The organism is Ruegeria sp. EL01 (genome assembly GCF_900313035.1).
Lineage (GTDB): Bacteria > Pseudomonadota > Alphaproteobacteria > Rhodobacterales > Rhodobacteraceae > Ruegeria.
The window spans coordinates 33,866-54,740 of the sequence record NZ_OMPS01000006.1 but is presented as its reverse complement, the minus strand read 5'-3'; the positions used below and the strand labels follow the sequence as shown (position 1 = coordinate 54,740).

25 protein-coding genes are annotated in these 20,875 nt (G+C 56.5%); 17 read left to right on the top strand and 8 right to left on the bottom strand.

The window, feature by feature from the left end; all coding sequences use genetic code 11:
* Positions 1-54: 54 nt before the first annotated feature.
* The 6 genes from D9K61_RS05285 to D9K61_RS05260 form a co-directional block, all read right to left on the bottom strand.
* Complete coding sequence (locus tag D9K61_RS05285) at positions 55-1,140, bottom strand: DUF1513 domain-containing protein (RefSeq protein ID WP_120632220.1); 1,086 nt, start codon at positions 1,138-1,140, stop codon at positions 55-57.
* Positions 1,141-1,143: 3 nt separating this feature from the next.
* Positions 1,144-2,154 carry an imelysin family protein gene (locus tag D9K61_RS05280; RefSeq protein ID WP_120632219.1) on the bottom strand — a complete coding sequence of 337 codons (1,011 nt, stop codon included), beginning with the start codon at positions 2,152-2,154 and terminating at the stop codon, positions 1,144-1,146.
* A gap of 2 nt (positions 2,155-2,156) precedes the next feature.
* Complete coding sequence (locus tag D9K61_RS05275) at positions 2,157-3,704, bottom strand: di-heme oxidoredictase family protein (RefSeq protein ID WP_174235078.1); 1,548 nt, start codon at positions 3,702-3,704, stop codon at positions 2,157-2,159.
* Positions 3,664-4,149 (bottom strand): bacterioferritin, encoded by a 486-nt coding sequence (gene bfr, locus D9K61_RS05270; RefSeq protein WP_120632217.1) that lies wholly within the window; start codon positions 4,147-4,149, stop codon positions 3,664-3,666. Before bfr ends, D9K61_RS05275 begins: the two co-directional genes overlap by 41 nt.
* Positions 4,097-4,390, bottom strand: a complete 294-nt coding sequence (locus tag D9K61_RS05265; RefSeq protein WP_120632216.1) for a bacterioferritin-associated ferredoxin — start codon at positions 4,388-4,390, stop codon at positions 4,097-4,099. Before D9K61_RS05265 ends, bfr begins: the two co-directional genes overlap by 53 nt.
* 101 nt (positions 4,391-4,491) lie before the next feature.
* A complete protein-coding gene (locus D9K61_RS05260) occupies positions 4,492-5,763 on the bottom strand; it encodes an imelysin family protein (RefSeq protein ID WP_120632215.1) in 1,272 nt (423 codons plus the stop codon).
* Positions 5,764-6,013: 250 nt separating this feature from the next.
* Here D9K61_RS05260 and D9K61_RS05255 point away from each other — a divergent pair, with 250 nt between their 5' ends.
* The 11 genes from D9K61_RS05255 to D9K61_RS05215 all read left to right on the top strand — a co-directional run bounded on the left by D9K61_RS05255 (position 6,014) and on the right by D9K61_RS05215 (position 13,717).
* Positions 6,014-6,574, top strand: coding sequence for a DUF2796 domain-containing protein (locus D9K61_RS05255; protein WP_120632214.1), 561 nt, complete (start codon positions 6,014-6,016; stop codon positions 6,572-6,574).
* A 433-nt stretch (positions 6,575-7,007) separates the two neighbouring features.
* The gene (locus D9K61_RS05250; protein ID WP_120632213.1) at positions 7,008-8,234 is read left to right on the top strand and encodes a site-specific integrase; all 1,227 of its coding nucleotides are present in this window, start codon (positions 7,008-7,010) and stop codon (positions 8,232-8,234) included.
* Entirely contained in the window at positions 8,227-8,925 is a 699-nt protein-coding gene (locus D9K61_RS05245) for a hypothetical protein (protein ID WP_120632212.1), read from the top strand. Before D9K61_RS05250 ends, D9K61_RS05245 begins: the two co-directional genes overlap by 8 nt.
* Positions 8,849-9,205, top strand: coding sequence for a helix-turn-helix domain-containing protein (locus D9K61_RS27805; RefSeq protein WP_120632211.1), 357 nt, complete (start codon positions 8,849-8,851; stop codon positions 9,203-9,205). The genes D9K61_RS05245 and D9K61_RS27805 overlap by 77 nt, the downstream gene beginning before the upstream one ends.
* A gap of 114 nt (positions 9,206-9,319) precedes the next feature.
* Complete coding sequence (locus tag D9K61_RS26845) at positions 9,320-9,490, top strand: hypothetical protein (RefSeq protein ID WP_162946760.1); 171 nt, start codon at positions 9,320-9,322, stop codon at positions 9,488-9,490.
* 197 nt (positions 9,491-9,687) lie between these two features.
* The gene (locus tag D9K61_RS27245) at positions 9,688-9,843 is read left to right on the top strand and encodes a hypothetical protein (RefSeq protein ID WP_216825754.1); all 156 of its coding nucleotides are present in this window, start codon (positions 9,688-9,690) and stop codon (positions 9,841-9,843) included.
* Positions 9,840-10,058: a hypothetical protein gene (locus D9K61_RS05235; protein ID WP_120632210.1), complete on the top strand. Its 219-nt coding sequence runs from the start codon at positions 9,840-9,842 to the stop codon at positions 10,056-10,058. Before D9K61_RS27245 ends, D9K61_RS05235 begins: the two co-directional genes overlap by 4 nt.
* A complete protein-coding gene (locus D9K61_RS05230; protein ID WP_120632209.1) occupies positions 10,055-10,912 on the top strand; it encodes a toprim domain-containing protein in 858 nt (285 codons plus the stop codon). The genes D9K61_RS05235 and D9K61_RS05230 overlap by 4 nt, the downstream gene beginning before the upstream one ends.
* Positions 10,909-12,426, top strand: coding sequence for a YfjI family protein (locus D9K61_RS05225; RefSeq protein WP_120632208.1), 1,518 nt, complete (start codon positions 10,909-10,911; stop codon positions 12,424-12,426). Before D9K61_RS05230 ends, D9K61_RS05225 begins: the two co-directional genes overlap by 4 nt.
* 381 nt (positions 12,427-12,807) lie before the next feature.
* Positions 12,808-13,017 (top strand): hypothetical protein, encoded by a 210-nt coding sequence (locus tag D9K61_RS26835; protein ID WP_162946758.1) that lies wholly within the window; start codon positions 12,808-12,810, stop codon positions 13,015-13,017.
* Between the two features lie 205 nt (positions 13,018-13,222).
* Positions 13,223-13,717 (top strand): HGGxSTG domain-containing protein, encoded by a 495-nt coding sequence (locus tag D9K61_RS05215; RefSeq protein ID WP_120632206.1) that lies wholly within the window; start codon positions 13,223-13,225, stop codon positions 13,715-13,717.
* A gap of 16 nt (positions 13,718-13,733) precedes the next feature.
* Here D9K61_RS05215 and D9K61_RS05210 read toward each other — a convergent pair whose 3' ends face one another.
* Positions 13,734-14,114 (bottom strand): thermonuclease family protein, encoded by a 381-nt coding sequence (locus D9K61_RS05210; protein ID WP_254055678.1) that lies wholly within the window; start codon positions 14,112-14,114, stop codon positions 13,734-13,736.
* Between the two features lie 55 nt (positions 14,115-14,169).
* Complete coding sequence (locus tag D9K61_RS05205) at positions 14,170-14,712, bottom strand: hypothetical protein (protein WP_120632204.1); 543 nt, start codon at positions 14,710-14,712, stop codon at positions 14,170-14,172.
* A 142-nt stretch (positions 14,713-14,854) separates the two neighbouring features.
* On the opposite strand from D9K61_RS05205, the gene D9K61_RS05200 reads away from it, so the two are divergent.
* From D9K61_RS05200 to D9K61_RS05175, 6 genes are all read left to right on the top strand, one after another.
* Positions 14,855-15,394 carry a hypothetical protein gene (locus D9K61_RS05200; protein WP_162946756.1) on the top strand — a complete coding sequence of 180 codons (540 nt, stop codon included), beginning with the start codon at positions 14,855-14,857 and terminating at the stop codon, positions 15,392-15,394.
* A complete protein-coding gene (locus D9K61_RS05195) occupies positions 15,385-15,864 on the top strand; it encodes a GNAT family N-acetyltransferase (RefSeq protein ID WP_120632202.1) in 480 nt (159 codons plus the stop codon). The genes D9K61_RS05200 and D9K61_RS05195 overlap by 10 nt, the downstream gene beginning before the upstream one ends.
* A gap of 2 nt (positions 15,865-15,866) precedes the next feature.
* Positions 15,867-16,685 (top strand): hypothetical protein, encoded by an 819-nt coding sequence (locus D9K61_RS05190; protein WP_120632201.1) that lies wholly within the window; start codon positions 15,867-15,869, stop codon positions 16,683-16,685.
* Positions 16,667-16,906 (top strand): HGGxSTG domain-containing protein, encoded by a 240-nt coding sequence (locus D9K61_RS05185; protein ID WP_371688450.1) that lies wholly within the window; start codon positions 16,667-16,669, stop codon positions 16,904-16,906. The genes D9K61_RS05190 and D9K61_RS05185 overlap by 19 nt, the downstream gene beginning before the upstream one ends.
* A gap of 62 nt (positions 16,907-16,968) precedes the next feature.
* Entirely contained in the window at positions 16,969-18,789 is a 1,821-nt protein-coding gene (locus tag D9K61_RS05180; RefSeq protein WP_216825753.1) for a transglycosylase SLT domain-containing protein, read from the top strand.
* A complete protein-coding gene (locus tag D9K61_RS05175) occupies positions 18,786-20,759 on the top strand; it encodes a hypothetical protein (protein ID WP_120632199.1) in 1,974 nt (657 codons plus the stop codon). The genes D9K61_RS05180 and D9K61_RS05175 overlap by 4 nt, the downstream gene beginning before the upstream one ends.
* Positions 20,760-20,875 lie beyond the last annotated feature (116 nt).

Here is a 20,875-nt window from a genome sequence, read left to right as displayed (position 1 = left end):
CGGTAGCGGTTTGATTCTTCCAAGTGTAAACTATGCGGCCGGGTTTGCCGAATTTCACAAGTGTCGGTGGATGGGGACCAGATGATTGTCCCACTGACAATCCGGGCGCGCCGAGACTGCAGGTTGCGCGCCGATCAACGTGCCAAAAACGCCTGTTCCGGTGGTGAACACCAACCCGTCTGCACTGGTGCCCAGACCACAGACATCGTCGAGCGCAAACCCGGCTTCAAACGCGCCGCTGGTCACGTCAAATCGATGTAGCGCATTACCGCGCGGACAGGTGATCGCGACTGCACGGCCATCGGCTGCAAATGCGACACTGCCCGCATATGCTTGCAGAGTGGCTTGATCAGCTTCAGGCGCGGTTAACAGGCGTGGTTTCTTACCGCGGCGGTGCAAACCCAAAAGGGGCGGATGGTCGATCTGAGGACCCTGCCACTGCATGGCAAATGCGACTAGCCCGTCACCTCGGACAGCCAGATGACGGATCGAGTTTTTGCGTAACGCGCCGGGCAGTTCCATCTGCTCAAGCGGGGTGCCCGACAGGTCAACATAGGTCAGATTGGGCCGCATGGTCGGCAGGTTCAGCTTGGTTCGGCCGGAATCCGGGTGGGTTTCGATCCCGCCATTTGCGATGACCAGCGTCTGGCCATCTGGCATCAGCCGCATGTCATGTGGGCCTATGCCGCCCGAGGAAAACTCACCCAATCGCACAAAACTGTTGGCGTCCCAGACACTGATCCGGCCTTCCCCGGCCTCGTAGTCATTCTCGGTTGCATAGAACCGTTCACCATCCGCTGAAAACGTACCGTGGCCATAGAAATGGCGTCCGGCGGGCGCTTGAAGCACGGCTAATTCTGATCCAGTTGCGCAATCGATGACCATCGCAAACGTACCAGGCCGCCGCGCAAAGGCGACGGCCTGCGCTTTGAACGGGTGGGCGGCAGCGGCATGGCCGCGAGCGGGTAAGGGCAGTGAGAACCGGATTGTGCCTAGCGCATCCAACCCGGCCAACCGGTACGACCCATCAGGGAACAGACCTGCCGCCAGAAAGTCGGGCGCGCCCACCGACGCCCAACCCCGAATGGGGGACAGCGTCGTCGCGGCGAGCCCGGCGAGAAAATGGCGGCGACTGGTCATGGATCAGTCTCCGTCCAGTGAGTTGAAGCCAGCATTGATGCCCAATGTCGGGCCGAGCTCGGAGGCTGCGATCATACGGATGTCATTGATTGATTGCTGTAGGGCCTCAACCCTAAAACGACCCTGTGGCGAAGCAATCCCGGCCAAAGCCGGATCGTCGATGGACTGGGCGTCGGTAATGGCGATCCCAAAGGACAAGTCCAGATCGTCGGCGATATCAGGGTGGTCAGCGGACAGGCGTGCGGCGAGGTCGCGCAGTGCAATCAGCGACAGTTCAACATGCCGCAAGGATCGCTCGGACCTGCGCGCTTCGGCTCGTTTGGGGCGAGGGCGGTCAAATGTTCCCAGCGGCCGGCCAAGCCGCGTATCTGCGGTAAACTGAAGGCCGGTGGACAGCGATTTGAACAGTTCTTGCATGGCTTCATCCGCGGAACGGTAGGGGCTTTTCGCACCGGGCTGTATCAACGTCAGAGCATAGCTTTGCCAATCGTTGGCGATCGCATCGGCATTTGCATCGATATCCGAGGCAATCGCCTGGATCAAAGCGCAGCGATACGCAGCAGTCCCCTGTTCCGCAAAAGCGGGGTCATAGATCATGCGTTCCAAGGCAAAGAACCCACGACCCGCGACGGATATGTGCGAAAACGCTTCGGCATTGGTTACGGCCGCGTCTTCCTCGGCAATAAGCTGCGACAACGCCTTGGGTGTGAAGCCTTTGGTGTCGGGCCAAAACGCCAAAGCAAAGGCCCGATCCTCGGTTTCCGTGGGGCCGAACCGCAGGTGGCTGACAGAGATCCAGTTATCAAAAGCAGTGCCATATGCGGCCCGCAGGTCTGCCGAGGCCGGGTCGCAATCTGTTCGGGCTGTTGTTGTCAACGCCTCTGTCGCTTCAGCCAGTGTCGAGAAGCGGGGTAATATGTGGGCTTCGCTCACATCCGTCAGGATTGGAGTGCGATCCTGTGATGCGGCAGAAACAGGCAATAAAAGAAAGGGGATCAGGGCTAGGGCGCGCATGGTCAAAGGCTCTCCAGAAAACGGATCAGGGCGTCACGATCAGCTTTGGGCATGGACACGACGGTATCGCGGGCAGATTGTGCCTCGCCCCCATGCCAAAGGATCGCTTCGAGCAGGCAGCGCGCCCGCCCGTCATGCAGAAATTGGGTGTGGCCGGACACACGCTCGGTCATACCGATGCCCCACAGCGGTGCCGTGCGCCATTCCCGCCCCGTGGCGCGGGCTTCGGGGCGGTTATCGGCCAGACCTTCGCCCATGTCGTGCAACAACAGGTCGGTGTAAGGCCAGATCAGCTGAAAACTGTGCTCGGGCTGGTCTTTCAAGCGGTGGGTGACATGGGCGGGCGTGTGGCACGAGGTGCAGCCGGTGGTTTGAAAAACCTCTTTGCCCCGTAAGACTTCGGGATCATCAACATCGCGGCGTTCGGGAACGCCCAGATTGCGACTGTAAAACGCGACCAGGTCCATACCGATTTGATCGATTTCAAACACACGCACGTCCTGATCCCCGTGCGGAGCCTTCACGCAATTGATCTGAGCCTGGGTGCAGTCGCCTTGCGGGTCCGGATAGAGCGGGCTGGAAATGCCAATATCCCCAGCGAAGGCCGCCGCTGATTGCTCCATTACGGTGGGCATCCCGGCCTTGTGCCCAAATCGACCCATCATCGGTTCGCCAAATTCGACCGACCAGACGATATTGGGTCGGCCTGAAACGCCATCCCCATCCAAATCGTCCGGATCGGCTTTCGACAGCAGATCCTCGACCGGAATCGCCTCAAGCAGACCAAGCCCAATCATTTGGGGTGCCACCCGAGGGCTGAGCATGGCCTGTGGGTGTAATGGCCCATATCCCAGATCCGCGGCCCTGTAGGTTGGGCGGCGCAGCGAAGCTGTCTCACCTTCGGACAGCGCGACCGGAACGTCCTCGTACGTGAGGTTCAGTCGATACTCGGCGGGGTGGCCAGCAAGCGCGAAATCCTGCATTTGACCGCCGTAGTTCGGGTCAGGCCGGGTGGCGAGATAGTCTTCGATCTCGGCATACCCGTCTCCGACATTTCCTGGAATAGACACCCTTAGAAACATCGAAATGGCATTGTCATCCGGCCCGTTTGGCGTATGTCCGCGCCCGTCCTTTATGTGGCACCTCTGGCAGGAGCGCGCATTATAGAGCGGTCCCAACCCATCCGACGCCAGCGTCGATGACGGCGACGAGACCCAGATTTTCTTGAACAATCCGTTGCCAACCTTGAAATCCAGCTCCTGCTCGAATTCCAGGTTGCCGGACGGCTGTGAAAATGCATCGGCATTGTTGCGCGCGCGCACCGTCGCGGCCCCGGCTGACAATTCCTCGAACTTCTGGGGCTGACGAAAGTCATCGGGCACGGCAATGACCGCAGCAATGCGGGCACGTTCGGCGTCAGTCCGGGGGATAACCTTGAGATGAAGATCCTGCAGCTCAGCTGACAGAGAAGGGGTGGCCACCAAAGCGGCCACCGACGCAGCGATAAGGTTACTCGCTTTCGTCCATTGTCGACGCGTTAAGTTGCGCATAGTTGGCTTCGCCGATCCTTTCATGCAGGTCGAGCTGCGTTTCGAGAAAGTCGATATGCCCCTCTTCATCGGACATCAACTCTTCGAACAGGGCCATCGACACATAGTCTCCGACGCTCTGACAGTGTTCGCGTGCTTCTTTATAAAGCGCCCGTGCATCGATTTCGGCAGCCAGGTCGCATTCCAGTGTTTCTTTCGGAGTCTGACCAATGCGCAGAGGATCAAGTTTCTGCAGGTTGGGATGGCCCTCCAGGAATAAGATACGCTCAATCAGCTTGTCCGCGTGCTGCATCTCTTCGATGCTTTCTTCGCGGCTTTTCTTGGCCATACCGCTCAGGCCCCAATCATCTTGCAGCCTGTAGTGCAGCCAATACTGGCTGACGGCCGTCAGTTCATGCCGCAGTGACTTGTTTAGGTAGTCGATGACTTTTGGATCGCCCTTCATCTGCACTCTCCTGTGTTACTCCGGTGCGTAGCGCACGAAGTTGCATGGGTACTTCGAGATTATCGTTTGACCGCATCGTGTCTAGGATAAGGGGCATGCACCCGCCACAATCCGCCGATTTTCCAAGGGCATGGTAAATTTTCCCGGGCGTGATGATGGTCTGGGCATCCGACGTCCGCATCCAATCAATGGCGGAACGAATGTCATGGTCAGAGATATTTGTGCAGTGGCATACGATCATGGCGACTCGACCGGTTTCAGATATTTATTGAGATAGGAACTTTGCGTTCCCCGAAGGTCGGGACACATGGTTTAGAACATGTATCCCGACCGATTGATGATTTACTGGAAAACCGCGTCAGGGTTATCCAGGCTGTCCGACCCTTCGAAATCGATCTGATCCAGTTCCAGGGCAGTCACGATGCGTTCGATCGTCTTGGTCTGGTCGACCAGACCATTGACGCCACCCATGATCAGCGCTTCGCCACCGGCGTTGCCGCGTTCCAGCATCTGGTCATAGGCAAAACCGGCCTCGGCGGTCGACTTGAGGCGACCCAGAGCCTGCATGGTGTTCGACAGTTTGACTTTCATCTCGGCGTCCAGCGCTGGGTCGGTTGCGATCACCAGATCTGCCAGCGATGCGCCGGACACAGATGTACCATCGATACGTGTATAGCTGCCAAGATAAACGTTCTGCACACCGAGGCCGTCATAGTAGTGGCTGTTATGCGTGTTGTCCGAGAAGCAATCATGCTCTTCTTCCGGATCGTTCAGCATCAGGCCAAGACGCATCCGCTCACCGGCTTGTTCGCCATAAGACAGCGATCCCATGCCGGTCAAAATTGCACTGACACCAGCTGCTTCGTTCTCGGTCAGGGCCGCACGGGCGTCGCCACCCTCTGCCCATTGGGCTGCCATCCACTCCAGATCGCTGACCAGCAGGTCGGTCGCCGCGCTCAGATATTGGCCGCGACGGTCGCAGTTACCGCCGGTGCAATCGTCACCTTTGGCATAGTCGCTCGCTGGGCGGTTGCCTGCACCGGTGCCGTGGCCGTTCAGGTCCTGGCCCCACAGCAGGAATTCGATGGCGTGATAGCCGGTGGCGACATTGGCTTCGATACCGTCTGCTTCATGAAGGGTTTTGCCCAACAGTTCCGGAGTGATTTCGGTCGCGTCAATGGTTTCACCCGACAGCTCAAAGCTGGGATTGGCGACGACATTCAGGACGGCAAACTCGTTTTCATCGGTTGCGCCGCCATAAGCCGCGTCAACGTAGTCGATCAGGCCTTCATCCAGTGGCCACGCGTTCACTTTGCCTTCCCAGTCATCGACGATCGGGTTGCCAAAACGGTAGACCTCGGTTTGCTGGTAAGGAACGCGTGCTGCAATCCACGCCGCGCGGGCCGCATTCAGGGTCGCTTCCGAAGGATCGGCGATCAGAATGTCGACAGCGACCTGCAGGGACTTAGCGGCAATCAGGCTGTCATCATACTTGGCTTCGGCAATATTGGCGTAATTGTTCAGCACATCGGCCTTTGCGGGCGCGTCACCGGCAACGGCAGCAGTGGCAACACAAAGAGTCAGAGCGCTGGCGGCCGCTAATAACTTGTTCATGGGATTCGTATCTTTCCTGTCAGACATCTCTGCGTGCGCGTTTGGCGCCGCACAGTTTTCACGGACGCTTAACTGAGTGATTTAGTCGGCAATGTCAACCTGAGTCTTATTGTCGGAATTGCCATGATCTATGCAAAAAAGGCTCAAACTACCCATATCTGGCGAGACCAAGACGTAAGGGTAGCATTGCGCACCCCTTGATTCGGGTTAGACTGATCGCCGTGATTCTGATTTTGGTGGTACTTGGTTAATGAAGCGCGCTGTTCTTGCACTGTCCCTTTGCCCTGCGGCCGTGGCTGCCCAGGCTACGCAACTGGATTTTCGGCACCAACATGGTTCCGGATCCTTGGAGATGGCATTTTCGGGCGCCGAGTTCACTTTGTCACTTGCGGTCCCCAGCGTCGATATCATCGGCTTCGAAAGACACGCTGAGAGCGATGATGATCGTGCGTTGGTCGCAGCCGCAATTTCCGATTTATCTAAACCATTAGAGTTGTTTGTCGTATCGGAAGAGGCCGGATGTATTACAACATCGGCCAACGTGATTTTGACGAATGAAGGCTTCGGAAAGAAGGATGAGACCGAGACGGGCGAGGCTGATGCGCCAGCGGCCGAATATCATGCTGAATTTCAGGCCGACTATGTCATTCAGTGTCAGGACATGAACGCGCTCGGCACAATCGAATTTGCGTTTTTCAACCGTTTAGAGAACATCGAAGAACTTAGGGTGCGGGTTGAGTTGTCAGACGAGATCCATGGGTTTGATGTTACGCCAGCAACACCAATTCTGGATATTTCGGCCATTCAGTGAATGTTCGGCAACAATTGACCCATTTGAATATCTGAAAAATCAGGAAGCCGGGTATACGGCGCCAATCATGGAGTTTAACTCCAGATTGTCATGGATGAACCTGATCGCAATGCACGTCCGCTCTAAACGATCTTCGGGGAACCAAGTGGCTAGAAGACCACATGCGCATCTTTGTAAACTGCTTGATGTAAGTGATTTGGTAGCGGAGGAGGGACTTGAACCCCCGACACGCGGATTATGATTCCGTTCTCCTATGACTCTTGCGACGTGTCCATTGCGATCCGATATCGTCCATAATAATCCAGAAACCACCTTTTTTGTTTTGTAAAATCAGCACCTCTACTGTTGTCCCCCGGATAAATATTGTCTATCTTTATCCATAAGCGTCTATCACAATCCAACTCAAATTGTCCCCCATGAGTCCCCCAATGCCATGAAGAAGAAATTAACGAACAGATTTCTTGAAAGCCTTACCCCGCCCGAGGCGGGGCGTCTTGAGGTGTCCGACACAGAACGCAAGGGGTTGAGGTTCCGGCTGTCTTCAACTGGCAAGGCTGTGTGGATGTATGAAAAACGGGTGAAGGGCGGGCCAAAACGGAAGCATACGCTTGGCCAGTGGCCCAAGCCTGTTGGGTTGTCAGAGGCCCGCAAGATGGCATTGGAGATTGAGGCCGAAGCTGCGCAGGGAATTGACCGGATCGCGAACGCAGAGGCAGAGAGGCGCGAAAAGAAGCGCTTGCAAGCGTCCACACTGACCGTTTCACAGGTGTTAGGTATCTACGACAACCTGCACCTGTCTAACCTCAGAACACGCGATGAAAGACTGCGCCAGTTGCGCCAGTCTTTAGCGGATCATCTTGAGAGCCCAATTACAGATTTGACCCGCAGTGACATTCAGAAAGCTGTAGACGACAAGGCGGCGGCAGGCCGGAAGGCCTATGCCAATCGTATCAGGGCAGCGTTATCGGCGTTTTCAAATTGGATTTGGGTTCGCGGCTATGTGTCTGAGAATGTCGCCAACGGGGTTGCAAAAGCTACGACTGAACACGCGCGGGAGCGTGTCCTGTCAATTGATGAAACGCGGTCAATCTGGAATGCAACGTTTCAAATGGGTTCGGTCTGGGGGCCGGTGTTCCGTCTATTGTTACTCACATGTCAGCGTCGGGGTGAGATCCTGGGCCTCAGATGGGAGGAAATAGAATTCGAGAACGCGAGAATGATTAAGCCGGGCTCCCAGACTAAGAACAAAAAGCCACACATAACTCACTTGGCAAGCCCGGCCCTCAAGGAATTGAGGGCGTTGAGCAAAGAAGGCAAGGACAAGGGGTTTGTGTTCACCACAACGGGTGAAACGCCGGTATCTGGCATTGGAAAGGCAAAGGCGCGCTTGGACAAGCTGCTACCTGATGGGTTCGAGCAATGGCGGATTCATGATATCCGAACTGGCTTCGCAACCAGGATGGCGGATGCTGGCGAAAGTGAATCTGTGGTGGACAGAATACTGAATCACTCGGCAACGGCATCGGCCCCGACGCTTGTTGGGCGCGTCTACAATCAGGCTCAACTACTGGATCAGCGCGCGGTTGCATTGGACAAGTGGGCGGAATTGGTGACGCAGGAAAGTGCAGAAGTGATTGCGATAGGGGGTCTGCGTGACTGACGACCAAAAGCAACGCAAAGCATCGCTTGTAGCAGCTATCAAGGGAATATCTAATTCCATCAGTGATGATGACGCACAGAATCACGCCGAGGCTTTGGATCGATGCTACAGCCTTGCGTCCAGTCTACAATCTGTGGAACGGATGGACCGAGAGCCCCAAAAAGACATTGACGATATAAAGAGGGCCGCAAGGTCAATGGCTGCTGCGGCTAACCAACTGGAAAGAGTCGGATGGCACGGGAGCAAAACGTTTTCACAGGTATTAAAGTGCTTCTTTCCTAACACTGATGCCGAGTTCGTCGCGCCAACTGCAAATAGTCTGGCCCAAAAGGAACTGGTAGAATCCCTGATTGTAATGAGTGATATTTTGAACTCAGCGGCGTCATCTATTAACCCCGATGCTCTATCCGTGAATAGCGCGTTTGGCGATGGGCCGGAATTCGAAACTGTCTACAAGGGCAAGCCAACAGAAAGCGCCGCCATGCTATTTGCCGCCGATTGCGCAAAGGTCTTTCATGCTATTTCCGGCTCAATGCCGGTTGTGAATACAAACCCTCATGAGAGAGGCAATCCAGCTTACGGCCCGTTTCTTGATTTTGTGACGTTGGCCTTTGATGCGGTTGGAGCCAATGCGAGCCCACAAGTATGGGCTAAGAAGGCAGGTAAGGAATTTTCCCCGCCAAGCGAATAAGAAAGCTCCTTTATATCTCTATCGGCGGGCTCCGTACGTTCCTTCGTATCGACAAGGATACGGAGAAACGAGCATGGATATTGTTGGAAACCACAAGGCCCGCCCACGGGCAACAGATGTATCCGGGGCGGTAACATATACCGGGATGTCCCGGAGTACCCTCTATGAGGAAATGAAGTCTGGACGCCTCAAGTACGTCAAAATTGGCAACTCCACTCGCCTGGAATACGACGAGCTGGACCGCTGGTTCGATGAGGTAGCGCAACCAACCGCCGTATAAACGAAACCCGCGCCAATGGGACAACATTGGACACGGGCAATTCGTTTTCAGTCATTCCAGCGACTAAGCGAAATGTAGCGTGTTCATGCCCTCGGCGCAAGACGAGGATCAGTTATGAACCTGATACTGCAACGTAAGAATCCAGAAATTGAAGTGAGCCAAGCGGAGGCAAAGAGCCACCCGCCCCGGTTCGATAACGACAACGCGCCGCCGCGCGTGATGCTGCGCGACTACCCGATAGTGGCCCGTCACTGGTTCGGCCTGAATGTGGAGGTGGGCGTATGACTGTATCTATACTCAAACCCCCGAAGAACACCCGCCGCGTTTCCCGGTGGGCGGACTTACCCGACTGTCGTGAACCGGCTGAATACTTGGTCACAGACCAGAGCGGAAACACCCGGTCCATTTGGGTTAGCAAACACAAGCGACAGATCCTTGAGGCTCTTATGTGCGCGCCGATGTTCTGCGCCAGCATATGTCGTTTGTCGCACTTCATTATGGGTCTGCGCGAGGTGCAGGGCCTCAACATCGAGACTGAGCGTTTCAGCAATGATCCGGCAACAGGCCGGGAAACCTACGGCATCTATAAGTTACTGGACAATGTGACGCCGGTAGGCGGTCAGGGGGTGCGCTCATGACCCGCCCTGAAATCCACGTTGATAAGTACGGTCACGATCCGTCCGGCGAAAGCTTCAGCTTCACTGCCACCCCGCAGGCGGTGGCCGAAGGCCTGATGACAAACACGCCAGTGATGCTGGTTTATCCCGATGGTCGCCGAGTGATGGCACAGCGGGCACTGATAACCCAGAAGGGCCTGGAACGCCTTCAGTATCAGATTGGGGGTCAGTCATGAATGGCGAAACCCTGACTTTCAATCTTGGCGGCGTATGGCGCAATGGGCGGGGCTCTGCGCCTTGCCCTGTTTGCCAGCCTGAACGGCGACGGGATCAAGCCGCCCTGTCTGTTTCGGAATCCGGTGGCACGCTGCTGCTGTATTGCTTCAAGGGTGGGTGCAGCTTCAAGGATATCGCCACTGCGGCAAACATCCCCGCTTGTAACACTCGCATCGATCAAGAAGCCCAACGTGAGGCCGAGCAGAAGCGCACCGAATATCAGGCAGTCAAGCTGAAGCAGGCGCGCGGGATCTGGGAAACATCCCTACCCATCGAGCGCACCAAAGCCGAGGCTTATCTACGGGGGCGGGGTATCACCTGCCCCCTACCTCCATCGCTACGGTTCGCGCCGGATATCTTTCACGGCCCTACCACATCGTGGTGCATGGCAATGATTGCGAACGTCACAACCGGGGCGGTCCATCGGACATACTTCGACAAAAGGGGTGTGAGGATTAAGAAGAGCCCCAAGCTGATGCTGGGGCCGTGTTCAGGCGGTGCTGTGGTGCTGTCAGAGGCCGAGGGACCGCTTGTGGTCTGCGAGGGTATCGAGACGGGCCTATCCCTGCTGTCAGGCTTGCTCAGCGGTCCTGCAACGGTTTGGGCCACTCTGAGCACATCGGGGATGAAAGCCCTGCACCTGCCGAACGATCCCAGCGCGCTGACTGTCGCAACGGACGGAGACCCAGCCGGACGGGAAGCGGGCGACAAGCTTGCCTCTCGGGCAAATGCCCTTGGCTGGGATGTATCGTTGATGCCCGCACCAGATGGGCAGGATTGGAATGACACCCTGAAAGAGGGAGCAGTGAAATGAATGTAGCGCAACCAATACCCTACAAGGCCGAAGGCCCCCAGCCCTTGCTGCGGGAAATTCCTTGCGGCGCTGATTATCCGGTTGATGCCCTTGGCCCACTCTCTGAGGCCGTGCAGGCTGTTCAGCGGGCAACGCAGGCCCCGGCGGCAATCGCTGCGCAATCGGCGCTGTCCGTGGCGTCTCTAGCTGTACAGGCTCATGCTGATGTTGAAACCCTGGCCGGGTATTCACCAACATCTGTTTTCTGCCTTACCGTGGCGCAATCAGGCGAGCGAAAAAGCGGCTGTGATAAGCTGGTCATGAGCGGGCTGCGAGAGTTTGAGCGCGACCAATCCAGCGAATACAGTGACGACATGGCGAACTGGTCTCTGGCACAAAAGTTGTGGGCCGCGAAGCGCGACAGACTGCTAAAGGAGGCATCAGGCAGTAAGCCGGACAAGGCCGCAGCAGCCGAGGCCGATTTGAAGGCCATGGGTCCAGAACCGGCGCAACCGCTATCACCAAAACTGACAGCATCGGAACCGACTATAGAAGGACTGGTGAAGTTGTACCTTGTCGGGCAACCCAGTTTAGGCCTGTTCTCAGACGAAGGTGGCGGGTTTCTGGGCGGTCACGCAATGAACTCCGATAACCGTATGAAAACGGTTGCTGGGTTATCCAAGCTCTGGGACGGCGAACCACCCGACCGGGTACGTGCTGGCGATGGCGCGGTTACTCTGTATGGGCGCAGGCTGGCAATGCACCTTATGGTGCAACCAGTCGCGGCAAGGCCCTTGCTGTCAGATCCGATTGCGTCCGGTCAGGGTTTCTTGGCGCGGTTCCTGATTACTGAGCCTATCAGCAATATCGGGGGGCGACTCCAACGGCCTGACGCCCGTGTAGCAGATGCAGCAGGTGTAGCAATGTCTGGCCGCTTGGTTGAGATTTTGAGCCAGCCGAAACCAGTTGATGAGGATAAGCCGCAAGAGTTGCGACCAAGAGCGTTGAGGCTGTCTGGCGGAGCCAAAGACCTATTGTTTGAATACTACCAAGCAACCGAGATGGCACAGGGGCGCGGCGGAGATTTCGAGCATATCAAATCCTTCGCGTCCAAATCAGCAGAACAGGCGGCGCGAATAGCCGGGGTGCTGACATTGTGGCGTGACCTGAACGCCCAAGAGGTGACGCTAGAGGTTATGGCGAACGCAATCCAGTTGGCGCTGTTCTATCTGGGCGAAGCCAAAAGATTGGCAGAGACGGCGATGGTGACGCAGCGCATCGAAGAAGCCGAACACCTACGCAGATGGTTGCTGGATAGCTGGCCCGACCACGCGAACAAGATGGGGCGAGATAGCACCACCATTCTTCCGCGTGATGTGGTTCTGTACGGCCCTGGCGCATTCAGAGAGACACCCAAGGCAAAGGCCCTTCTGTCGGTCTTGGTTGAACACCAATGGCTGCACCAACTAGAGGCCGGAACCATAGTAGACGGTGCCGCTAGAAGCCTGGCGTTTCAGATTGAAAGGGGGCAGTGATGACGTTCTTTTTTGACACGCAGGCCGCAGTTGCAAAAATTCAAAATCGGCGGGTGGCCCCTGCTACATCTGCTACACCTGCTACACAGGAAGTTCAAAACGGCCCCCATGTAGCAGAAGTAGCAAAAGTAGCAGCCCCCTTCGGTCAAATTGCGAAAAATGGAACCGGGCGGAATCCGCCCACTACTCAACCGCAACCCCCTCAACAACGGCCCCCAAATCCGGGGCCGGTACCGGATCGTGTCGGCGTCGGTGGCAGACCCCGCACATGGACCGGCAAAGTTGTCAGCCTGGATGAATGGCGGCGTCTCTCCGAATGGGAGCGTCACGGCCCCGGTGGCAAGGTTTGGAACGGAAAAACACAGCATTGGGAAAAACCCAATGGATAGGATCGAGATAGACGGCGGCATAATTTCCAGTGGCCCCGACAAGGGTCAGCGGATCTACTTTGTGTCGATCAACGAAAACGGCGCAGAGATGGTTCTGTGGGATGGTCCTAGCTACGGCAGGGCATTGCTTGAGGGGCAGCTTTGCTCAGTTGGCTTTCAACTGCCGCTGGTCAATGAAGCCGGGATTCAGGCCGATGGTTGAGGATCAGCAAGTCTCCCCCATGGGGTCAAACAATCTGACGGTTTTTCACAGGCGGTCCATGACAGAATGTAGGAATATCCGGCGTCATAACGCGCGCGCACGATATGGGGTATTAGGCAGCCGATACGCCCGCGTGTCTTCGTCTCTTACAACACTGCCGGAAATCCGAGGCGGTCACGGCATTTTTGCGAGGCCTTAAAAGGGGATGAAAATGATTGCATCAGGATCGGACCTAAAGGCAGCCAGAAAGGCGCGCGGCTTGAATCAAACCGAGTTGGGCAAGCTGGTAGGCTGTGGCAGGCACACAGTCAGCTATTGGGAATGCAAGCCCACCCTCAAGCAATTCGGGGCCTGTGGTGCGATGTGTCGGGTGCTGGGCGTTCATGTCCCGTCCCGGCTGGAAATGTCCCGACACTCGGACACTCAGCAAGAGGCGCTGGATAGACGTTGGCAGGCAGAGCTACAGCGCATCAGGCAGGCCGAGGAACGACGGAAAGCCACGCAGCGGGTGGTGTGTGGTGCGAACACTCGTATAGGCCGTCCCTGCCGCGCTCTGTCAGAGCCAGGAAAGCAAAGGTGCAGGTTTCACGGGGGTATGTCTACAGGGCCGAAAACTGAAGCTGGGCGCAGACGGATCGGCGAGGCGCAGAAACGACGCTGGGCCGCGTATCGAGAACGTCAGAAAACGGGTGAAGTTTAAAAGTCCCAGCCCTTGCTCATCCACAATACTTGGCCCGCTTGAGCCGTGATTTAGCCGCTGGGGTCTCCAAGTGCCTGTATCGGCCCCCGGAGTACCTGCGGCAATCCAGAGCGTGCCCTGCGGCGATTACAGCCGCTCCCACGTCCTCACCATCGGCATAACACACCCCCACCCAGCGGTCATGAGTACGTTCGCCGTTCAGGTCGCAGGAAACGGACTTGCCGCGCAGAAAGTTCACCATCCAGCGCTTAGCGTCCTGACCGGATCGCGTGTCCAGCTCGGGCGCGTCTACGCCATTCAATCGCACCGGAGTTCCGTCAACAACAATGGTATCGGCGTCGCGGACGTGCAGTGTGCCTGCATGTGCTAGCTGACCAAGCAATGTAGCAGCGACCAAGAGGGCCAGGGCAGCGGTTGATGTACAGGATGTCAACTGTTCGCCCCGCCGCTTTCTACATTGCGCCCTTGGTGATGGCCAAGACTTCGTTGATCGCATGGAGGATGTCTTTGATCCACTTCCTTTTAACGCGTCGTTCAATTTGTTCCTTAAGTGAATTGACTGCCGTTGTAGTGCCTTCTGAATCGGCTTCTGCATCAGCATCTGTCCCAGATGACGATTCGGTGGCCTGCTGAAGAAGTACCATTTCTTCAGCAATGGCTCCTCTCCTTACCCCCTCAAGAAAATCGTGTATTCGTTCAAGGTCGCCCTCTTCTATGCTCCTAAAGAGAAAGTCCGCCACTTCATCCAAGAGCGCCCTTACTCTGTGGTCGTAAATCTCTAGAAAGCTTACAAATCTGCTTCCGCGTTCTGAGCGCTCAAGTCGAGCAATCGAAATTAGGCGCAACAGATAGAACAATGCGCCAGCAGCTTGCAAATAAAGTTCCGATCCTCGTCGCAGTACTTCGCCGTCTTGAGGCAATCCTTCAGGATCTGGGTATTCCTCCATAAAGCTGTGCAAGTCTTTAAATGAAGCCGTCTCAAAGCCATAAGCCATAACTAATTCCTCTCAAAAAAAAATCGCCGTCAATTTCTAGAGGGTAACAAAGATTTACAACTTTGTATTCTGACAATGTACAAGCAGCGCCCACCTGCTTGTAATCCAAACCCTTGCACTTGCACTGCGCGCCCCTCTCTCGATGAGCCTCAAGAAAAGCAAACGAGAGGCAGTAACGACAGAAGTATTCAGCCGTTGTTCTGTAAACGTTCCTTGCCATTTATGGGGTAATATGATACCGTTAAAGCGGGCAGGAAAGGGCAGAAAATTGGAAGCGACAAGACCACAAAGGAACAGGCAGCAGAAAGCAGAGCGCGTCCGCCCTGAAGCCGAGCTTAGCCCTGATGAATTGTCTGCGCTGACAGGTGACGACGCGCCGTTGGTAGAAAGCGGACACGTTCAGTATTGGCGTATCAATCAGACCGTTGGAGAGTTTACAGCCAGCACTCCCGGAAACGTCTGGAACGTCCGCCTGCACATTGTTGACGAGTTTCCGACCGGAGACGTTCTTGCTATTCTCGTGGCCTTTTGGGACTCACAAAAGCCAGAATACATCACCACTCAGGCGGACAAGATATGGGCTCTTAATTGGCTAGAACGAGAAGTTGGATTTGGGCAAATCGGATTGCTGCCTTTATCGAACGGACCCGTTTCCTTGTTGGGGTGGCGCAAATGCCACTGACGCAATCGCATCAAATCAGCCTAGGGCACTGGGGCAAGACATATCCAGAGCTTGAGCCAATGTACCGCCAGCACTACGCCGAGATGAAAGCACGGCTAGAGCGTGACGGGCACACAGTTGGTGACTTTGCCCCTAGGAAAGACCAGTACATCCTCGCTGCGGACGGGGGGTGGCTTCTTACGTATATCGTCCGCCTTGATGGGTCTGCCGTCGGATACTCCAATGTTTATCTGACGAACGACATGCACAACGGTGATTTCATCGCCACAGAAGATGCAATTTACATTCTTCCAGAGCATCGCAATGGCATCGGCAAGAAGCTCGTCAAGCACATTCTAGATGACCTCAAAACGCGCGGTGTGAAGCGCGCCATCGTGACACCCGTTACTGACCTCCGGGTAGCGAAGATTTGGCGTCGCATGGGCTTCAAGGACACCGCCAGCCTAATGACATTCGAGTTTGGAGACTAACAATGTGCTCACCTTCGGCCCCAGCGCCGCCAGATCCAAAGGATACTTCTCAGGCGCAAACCGGCACCAGCGTTGCAACTGCAATTGCGAATGCAGCACTGGGCAACGTTAACCAAGTAACGCCCGATGGGTCTGTTACGTTTGGCCAGTCGGGATCACACGCATTCCATGACCCCTACACGGGTCAGACTTACAATATCCCGACCTACACGGCGACGCAGACGCTTTCCGATGCGCAGCAAGCTATCAAGACCCAGAATGACGGGGCACAACTCAACCTCGCGACTCTGGCCAACAACCAATCTGACTTCCTCAACGACTATATGGCCAAACCCTTTGAATACGGCGTGGGTGAGCATGAGGCGTGGGCTGGGGGTCTGTATGACAACCTGAACAGCGAGAGCAACGCACAGTCAATTGAGGCATTGACGGCCCAACTGGCAAATCGCGGCATCAATATCGGATCTGAGGCATACGACCGTGAGATGGCGAACATGCGCGAAAGCCAAATGAGCACGCGTGATCGGTTTATGCTGGATTCTTATGGTCAGGGCATGAATTCAGCCATGGCGCAGCGCAATCAGCCGATCAACGAGATTACAGCGCTTCTAAGCGGTTCTCAGGTGTCACACCCAAGCTTTGTGAATCCAAACACGTCTTCAATCCCGACAACTGACGTCGCTGGCAATATCAACCAGAACTACAACCAGAAATTAGGCATCTGGCAGCAGCAAAACGCAAACAGCAATGCGCTTGTTGGCGGCTTGTTTGGTTTGGCAGCCGGTGGCTTGGCGGGGGCTCCATGGAAGGGGAAATCTTAATGACTTGTGGGGCAAGGCTATCTGACGGAACGCGGTGCATGTCGGCACCAGTAAACGGCAAAGCCCGCTGTCGTCAGCACGGCGGCGCTTCCACAGGCGCAAAGACCCCAGAGGGGCGCAAACGCCAATCAGAGGGCGCTAAGGCCCGCTGGGCTGAAATCAACGAAGCACTGGCGATGGCAAGGGCCATGCGCCAACAAAACAATGAGGCAATCGTATGAGTTCCTTTTTCTGGGGACAAACCCCCTCACTTTCTCCCGATGGAGCGCGCAGGAAGCGCGAGTTGGCGGACTCATTTGCTGCAAGCATTGGGTCACCCCGGAACCTTGGCGAAGGCCTGACTGCGCTTGGCAAAGGATGGGCTGTGCGCAATCTGAACAGGCGGGCTGAAGAATCAGAAAACGCTGGCTTGGAACGGGCGACCAAAGAGGCGAGCAGAGCCCGAGAGGTCATAATGGCAGCAATCGCCGGTCGGTCGCCTCGCCCTCACAGCGCGGGCACCGGTCCGATGACAATCAACGGCATTCCGCCACTCTCCGAAGAGCAAGAAATTGGTGATGACGCTATGGCGGCAATTGGCAAGCCTGAAGCGATGTCTACGCAGGGTTTCTTTGGCAGCCTGGAACAGCAGCACGGATTGCCAGAAGGCTATTTGGCTCGAACTGCACAGATTGAAAGCGGCGGTGATCCCAACGCGCAGAACCCAAATTCCAGTGCAGGGGGCATGTTCCAATTCATTGACAGCACAGCCAAGCAGTACGGCCTGACTGACAAGACGGACCCCCAAGCGTCAGCACGAGCAGCAGCACAGCTTGCGGCGGACAACGCGGCCCATCTGAGGCAGGCATTAGGTCGTGAACCAACTGCTGCGGAACTGTATCTTGCCCACCAACAGGGGGCAGGTGGCGCGGCCAAGCTGCTTTCCAACCCAAACGCGAGTGCAGCGGGTGTTGTCGGAAATGACGCCGTGTCCCTTAATGGCGGCAATGTCCACATGACGGCTGGCGAATTCGCAAACCAATGGACTGGCAAGTTTGGTGGTGGCACCCCTCAGGCAAATCCGCAGGTGGATTACAGCGCCGTCTACGAAGCACTGGCAAACCCATGGCTCGATCAAGGGCAGCGTTCCGCACTGATGGGTATGCTTCAGGAGGCACGGCAGGCAAACGATCCATTCCGTCAGATGCAGCTTCAGAAGGGTCAGCTCGAACTTGAGCAAATGCGCAACCCGCAGGAAGAAAAGACAGCGCTTATGCGTAACTTTGAGGCGGCGATTGATGGTGGCTATCAGGGTGACTTCGTTCAATACCAGACAGACATCAAGAAGGCTGGCGCAACGCAGAACACCATTACAGTTGGCGGTGCGGATGCGCCCGTGCCGGGATATCCAAAGGCCCCCAACGGTTTCATGTATGTTCGTGACCCCGCAACAGGTCAAGTTGTGCTGAATGAGCAGGGTATTGCAAAAATGGCCCCAATCATCGGCGGGCCAGAGGATACCAGCCAAGCAGATGCACAGGCAGCCCAAGTTGCGGCGCAGACAGAGGCCACCCGCAGCAGTGTGGTGGTGGATACTGTCAACGAAATTCGGGAAACGCTCGAAAAGGACGGACTTTTTGACCTACCTGAAGTCGGGGTGATTGGCAGTAAGCTGCGGCACATCAACCAAGAATCCGCCGACATGGCCGGGATGCTCGAAACACTCAAGGGGATGGTAGTGTTTGATCGACTGGAGCAACTCAAGAGGGCCAGCGCGACCGGCGCAAGTGGACTTGGGCAGGTGACAGAAAAAGAGATTGATTTGTTGGGCGCTCAACTTGGTGCTCTGAAGCAAGACATGTCGAAAGAGCGCATTGAGGCGACGCTTGATACGATAGAGGGTGTGTTTGGGAAGCTGTCTCCCGAGGCAGAAGCCTACCTCACGGGGCGGTCTGAGGCCCTTCCATCTGGTAGCGCACAAACTGGCGCTGTGGCGACAAATGCGCAGCCGGTGGCTGACTTCTCTACCATGGAAATCAACGACCTCATCAATGTAGACGTAGACAGCCTGCCACCCGCTCAGCAGGACGCGCTGTCGCGTCGTTTTCAGGAGTTGGGATATTGAACGAAGATCCGATTACAGCCCTCAAATTGCGCCAGTTGAAGGCGCGGCAGGCAGCAGCAAAACAAGCCCAAAGCGGGCGGTGGGGAGACGGATCAACGCTCGCCCCCTACGACCCGTCTCTATTTGAACGCGCCATGACAGCGCTGCGCCAGAGCGGTGTTGTGCCTCGGGCGAATATCAGGGATTTCGAAAGCATCGGTGCAGGTGTTCGCAGTGCCGCTGATACCGCAGCGTTCGGGTTCGGGGATGAGATACAGGCGCTCAGCAAAACACTTGGACCTGTGGCGTATGGAATGCCTCCGGGCCTGTTCCCGCATGAGACCGACAGTTTCAGCGAGAACCTTGCGGAAGAACAAGCCCGCTCAAAGGCAGCACGGGTTCACAACCCCACCGCCTCATCCGTTGGCGACGTAGCGGGCCTTGGTGCTGGTGTTGCCGGGATCGGCAAAGCCGGTCTGAGCATGGCGGCAAACGCATCCACACCAGGAAAGGTGGTGAAAGGTTCTATCTTCGATGGCCTCGGATACGGCGGTCTCGCCGGATTTGGACACACAGAAGGTGACCTTGAAGAACGTGCAGTTGGAGCGGCTGAGGGGGCCGGGATTGGCGGGGTAACTGGTGGCGCTGCCTCGGGCCTCCTGGCTTCTGTGCCTGCAATCAGTGGCCACTTAGCCCGCAAGTCCGGCAAACCTACATCACAAGCAGCAGCACGGATCAAACAGGCCCTACAACCGGAAACAGCGGCCAAACTGGATGACCTCGGCCCCGATGGAATGCTGATAGACGCTCTGGGCGAACGTGGGCGCGCTCTGGGGCGTGCGGCTTCCAATTCGAGCCCCGAGGCCCGTGAAATGCTGGAAAGCGCCTCACAGGCCCGTATGGCGGGTCAGAGCGACCGATTAACCGACAGCCTGTTGACAGCATCCCGTATGGATGCGCCGCAATCGGTTGATGACTTGGTTGGTGGTATCCGTCAGCGCGCAAAGCCTGGGATTGACGCGGCCTACAATGAAGCACGATCCCTGGGGCACGATATCGACCTGACAGCGTTTGACGACCTGTTCCAGACTGACATGGGGCGGAAAGCGCTACAGCAGGGCCAGCGCCTCGCGCGCGACCGCATGGCCGCAGAGGGTGTCTCTGGTGATCCGTCAGCCTTGGCGGTGCTGGACGAAGCCAAGAAAGCGCTGGACGACATGGCGCGCCCCTCTTTGGGACAAGGGCCAACCAACGAACAGGCCATTTCAGGCATGCTGGCAAAAAAGCTACGAGAACGCACAGACGCCCTGACGCCCCAATATGGCGGTGCACGGGATCTGGCCTCACAGCGGTTTGCCCAGGAAAACGCGGTGCGTCTTGGCGCAGAGGGTGCAAAGCCTCGTATCACGGCGGACTATGCGGATCGGGCACGGGTTGCAGCGCGGGCAAACCCGGACGAGGTTGCACAAGGCTATGCCAGCGGCAAGATTGACCAGCTACAAAACCGCAGGGACACGCCGGGTGTCGTTGATACACTGTTCGGCCCACGCCGCCAGCAAGACGCGATGCAATCCGCGTTGGGATCAGAGGGCGCTAACGCAGTTCGCAGCCAGATTGCCAACGAACGGACCTTTGCAAACACCCACCGCGCGCTGACGGGGAACTCAACAACAGCGCGCCAGCTCATTGAGCAAAGCCTGCTAGGTGGCATCGGCGGCGGTGCGGGGCTAGCAACCACGGGTGACTTGCAAGGCGCTGGTGCGGGTGCCGCCGCTCTGTTGGCGGCACGACACGGTGGTGCAGCGGCAATGCGAAGGGCCACAGCAGGTCGGGAAGCAAAGGTTGCTCCGGTGATTGCCAAGATGCTGACTGAGGCCGGAGTGCCAGCCCAACTACAAAACACGATATCCAAAGCCCCCGATAAGGTCCGGGAAATGATTGTTCGCGCCTTGATGATGAATGCAACCGGGCCTCAGTTAAGTCCTGAGTAGAGTATCCAGGCCCCGTATAGCGCGGGGCCTACTATTCCGCAGATGGCACCAAGCCCTACGAACGCATATCCAAGCCATGAAAGCTGATTGTCAGTGTCTGTCACCACGCCCCTGAA

Excerpts from the sequence above, each read along its gene's own strand:
- D9K61_RS05250 (WP_120632213.1), top strand. The coding sequence starts at position 7,008 with ATGAAGAAGAAATTAACGAACAGATTTCTTGAAAGCCTTACCCCGCCC.
- D9K61_RS05215 (WP_120632206.1), top strand. The coding sequence starts at position 13,223 with ATGAAAATGATTGCATCAGGATCGGACCTAAAGGCAGCCAGAAAGGCG.
- D9K61_RS05260 (WP_120632215.1), bottom strand. The coding sequence starts at position 5,763 with ATGAACAAGTTATTAGCGGCCGCCAGCGCTCTGACTCTTTGTGTTGCC.
- D9K61_RS05280 (WP_120632219.1), bottom strand. The coding sequence starts at position 2,154 with ATGCGCGCCCTAGCCCTGATCCCCTTTCTTTTATTGCCTGTTTCTGCC.
- D9K61_RS05275 (WP_174235078.1), bottom strand. The coding sequence starts at position 3,704 with ATGCGCAACTTAACGCGTCGACAATGGACGAAAGCGAGTAACCTTATC.
- D9K61_RS05200 (WP_162946756.1), top strand. The coding sequence starts at position 14,855 with ATGAGCCTCAAGAAAAGCAAACGAGAGGCAGTAACGACAGAAGTATTC.
- D9K61_RS05205 (WP_120632204.1), bottom strand. The coding sequence starts at position 14,712 with ATGGCTTATGGCTTTGAGACGGCTTCATTTAAAGACTTGCACAGCTTT.
- D9K61_RS05195 (WP_120632202.1), top strand. The coding sequence starts at position 15,385 with ATGCCACTGACGCAATCGCATCAAATCAGCCTAGGGCACTGGGGCAAG.
- bfr (WP_120632217.1), bottom strand. The coding sequence starts at position 4,149 with ATGAAGGGCGATCCAAAAGTCATCGACTACCTAAACAAGTCACTGCGG.
- D9K61_RS05265 (WP_120632216.1), bottom strand. The coding sequence starts at position 4,390 with ATGATCGTATGCCACTGCACAAATATCTCTGACCATGACATTCGTTCC.
- D9K61_RS05255 (WP_120632214.1), top strand. The coding sequence starts at position 6,014 with ATGAAGCGCGCTGTTCTTGCACTGTCCCTTTGCCCTGCGGCCGTGGCT.
- D9K61_RS05185 (WP_371688450.1), top strand. The coding sequence starts at position 16,667 with ATGGAAGGGGAAATCTTAATGACTTGTGGGGCAAGGCTATCTGACGGA.
- D9K61_RS05230 (WP_120632209.1), top strand. The coding sequence starts at position 10,055 with ATGAATGGCGAAACCCTGACTTTCAATCTTGGCGGCGTATGGCGCAAT.
- D9K61_RS26845 (WP_162946760.1), top strand. The coding sequence starts at position 9,320 with ATGAACCTGATACTGCAACGTAAGAATCCAGAAATTGAAGTGAGCCAA.
- D9K61_RS27805 (WP_120632211.1), top strand. The coding sequence starts at position 8,849 with ATGCGGTTGGAGCCAATGCGAGCCCACAAGTATGGGCTAAGAAGGCAG.
- D9K61_RS05225 (WP_120632208.1), top strand. The coding sequence starts at position 10,909 with ATGAATGTAGCGCAACCAATACCCTACAAGGCCGAAGGCCCCCAGCCC.
- D9K61_RS05235 (WP_120632210.1), top strand. The coding sequence starts at position 9,840 with ATGACCCGCCCTGAAATCCACGTTGATAAGTACGGTCACGATCCGTCC.
- D9K61_RS05190 (WP_120632201.1), top strand. The coding sequence starts at position 15,867 with ATGTGCTCACCTTCGGCCCCAGCGCCGCCAGATCCAAAGGATACTTCT.
- D9K61_RS26835 (WP_162946758.1), top strand. The coding sequence starts at position 12,808 with ATGGATAGGATCGAGATAGACGGCGGCATAATTTCCAGTGGCCCCGAC.
- D9K61_RS05285 (WP_120632220.1), bottom strand. The coding sequence starts at position 1,140 with ATGACCAGTCGCCGCCATTTTCTCGCCGGGCTCGCCGCGACGACGCTG.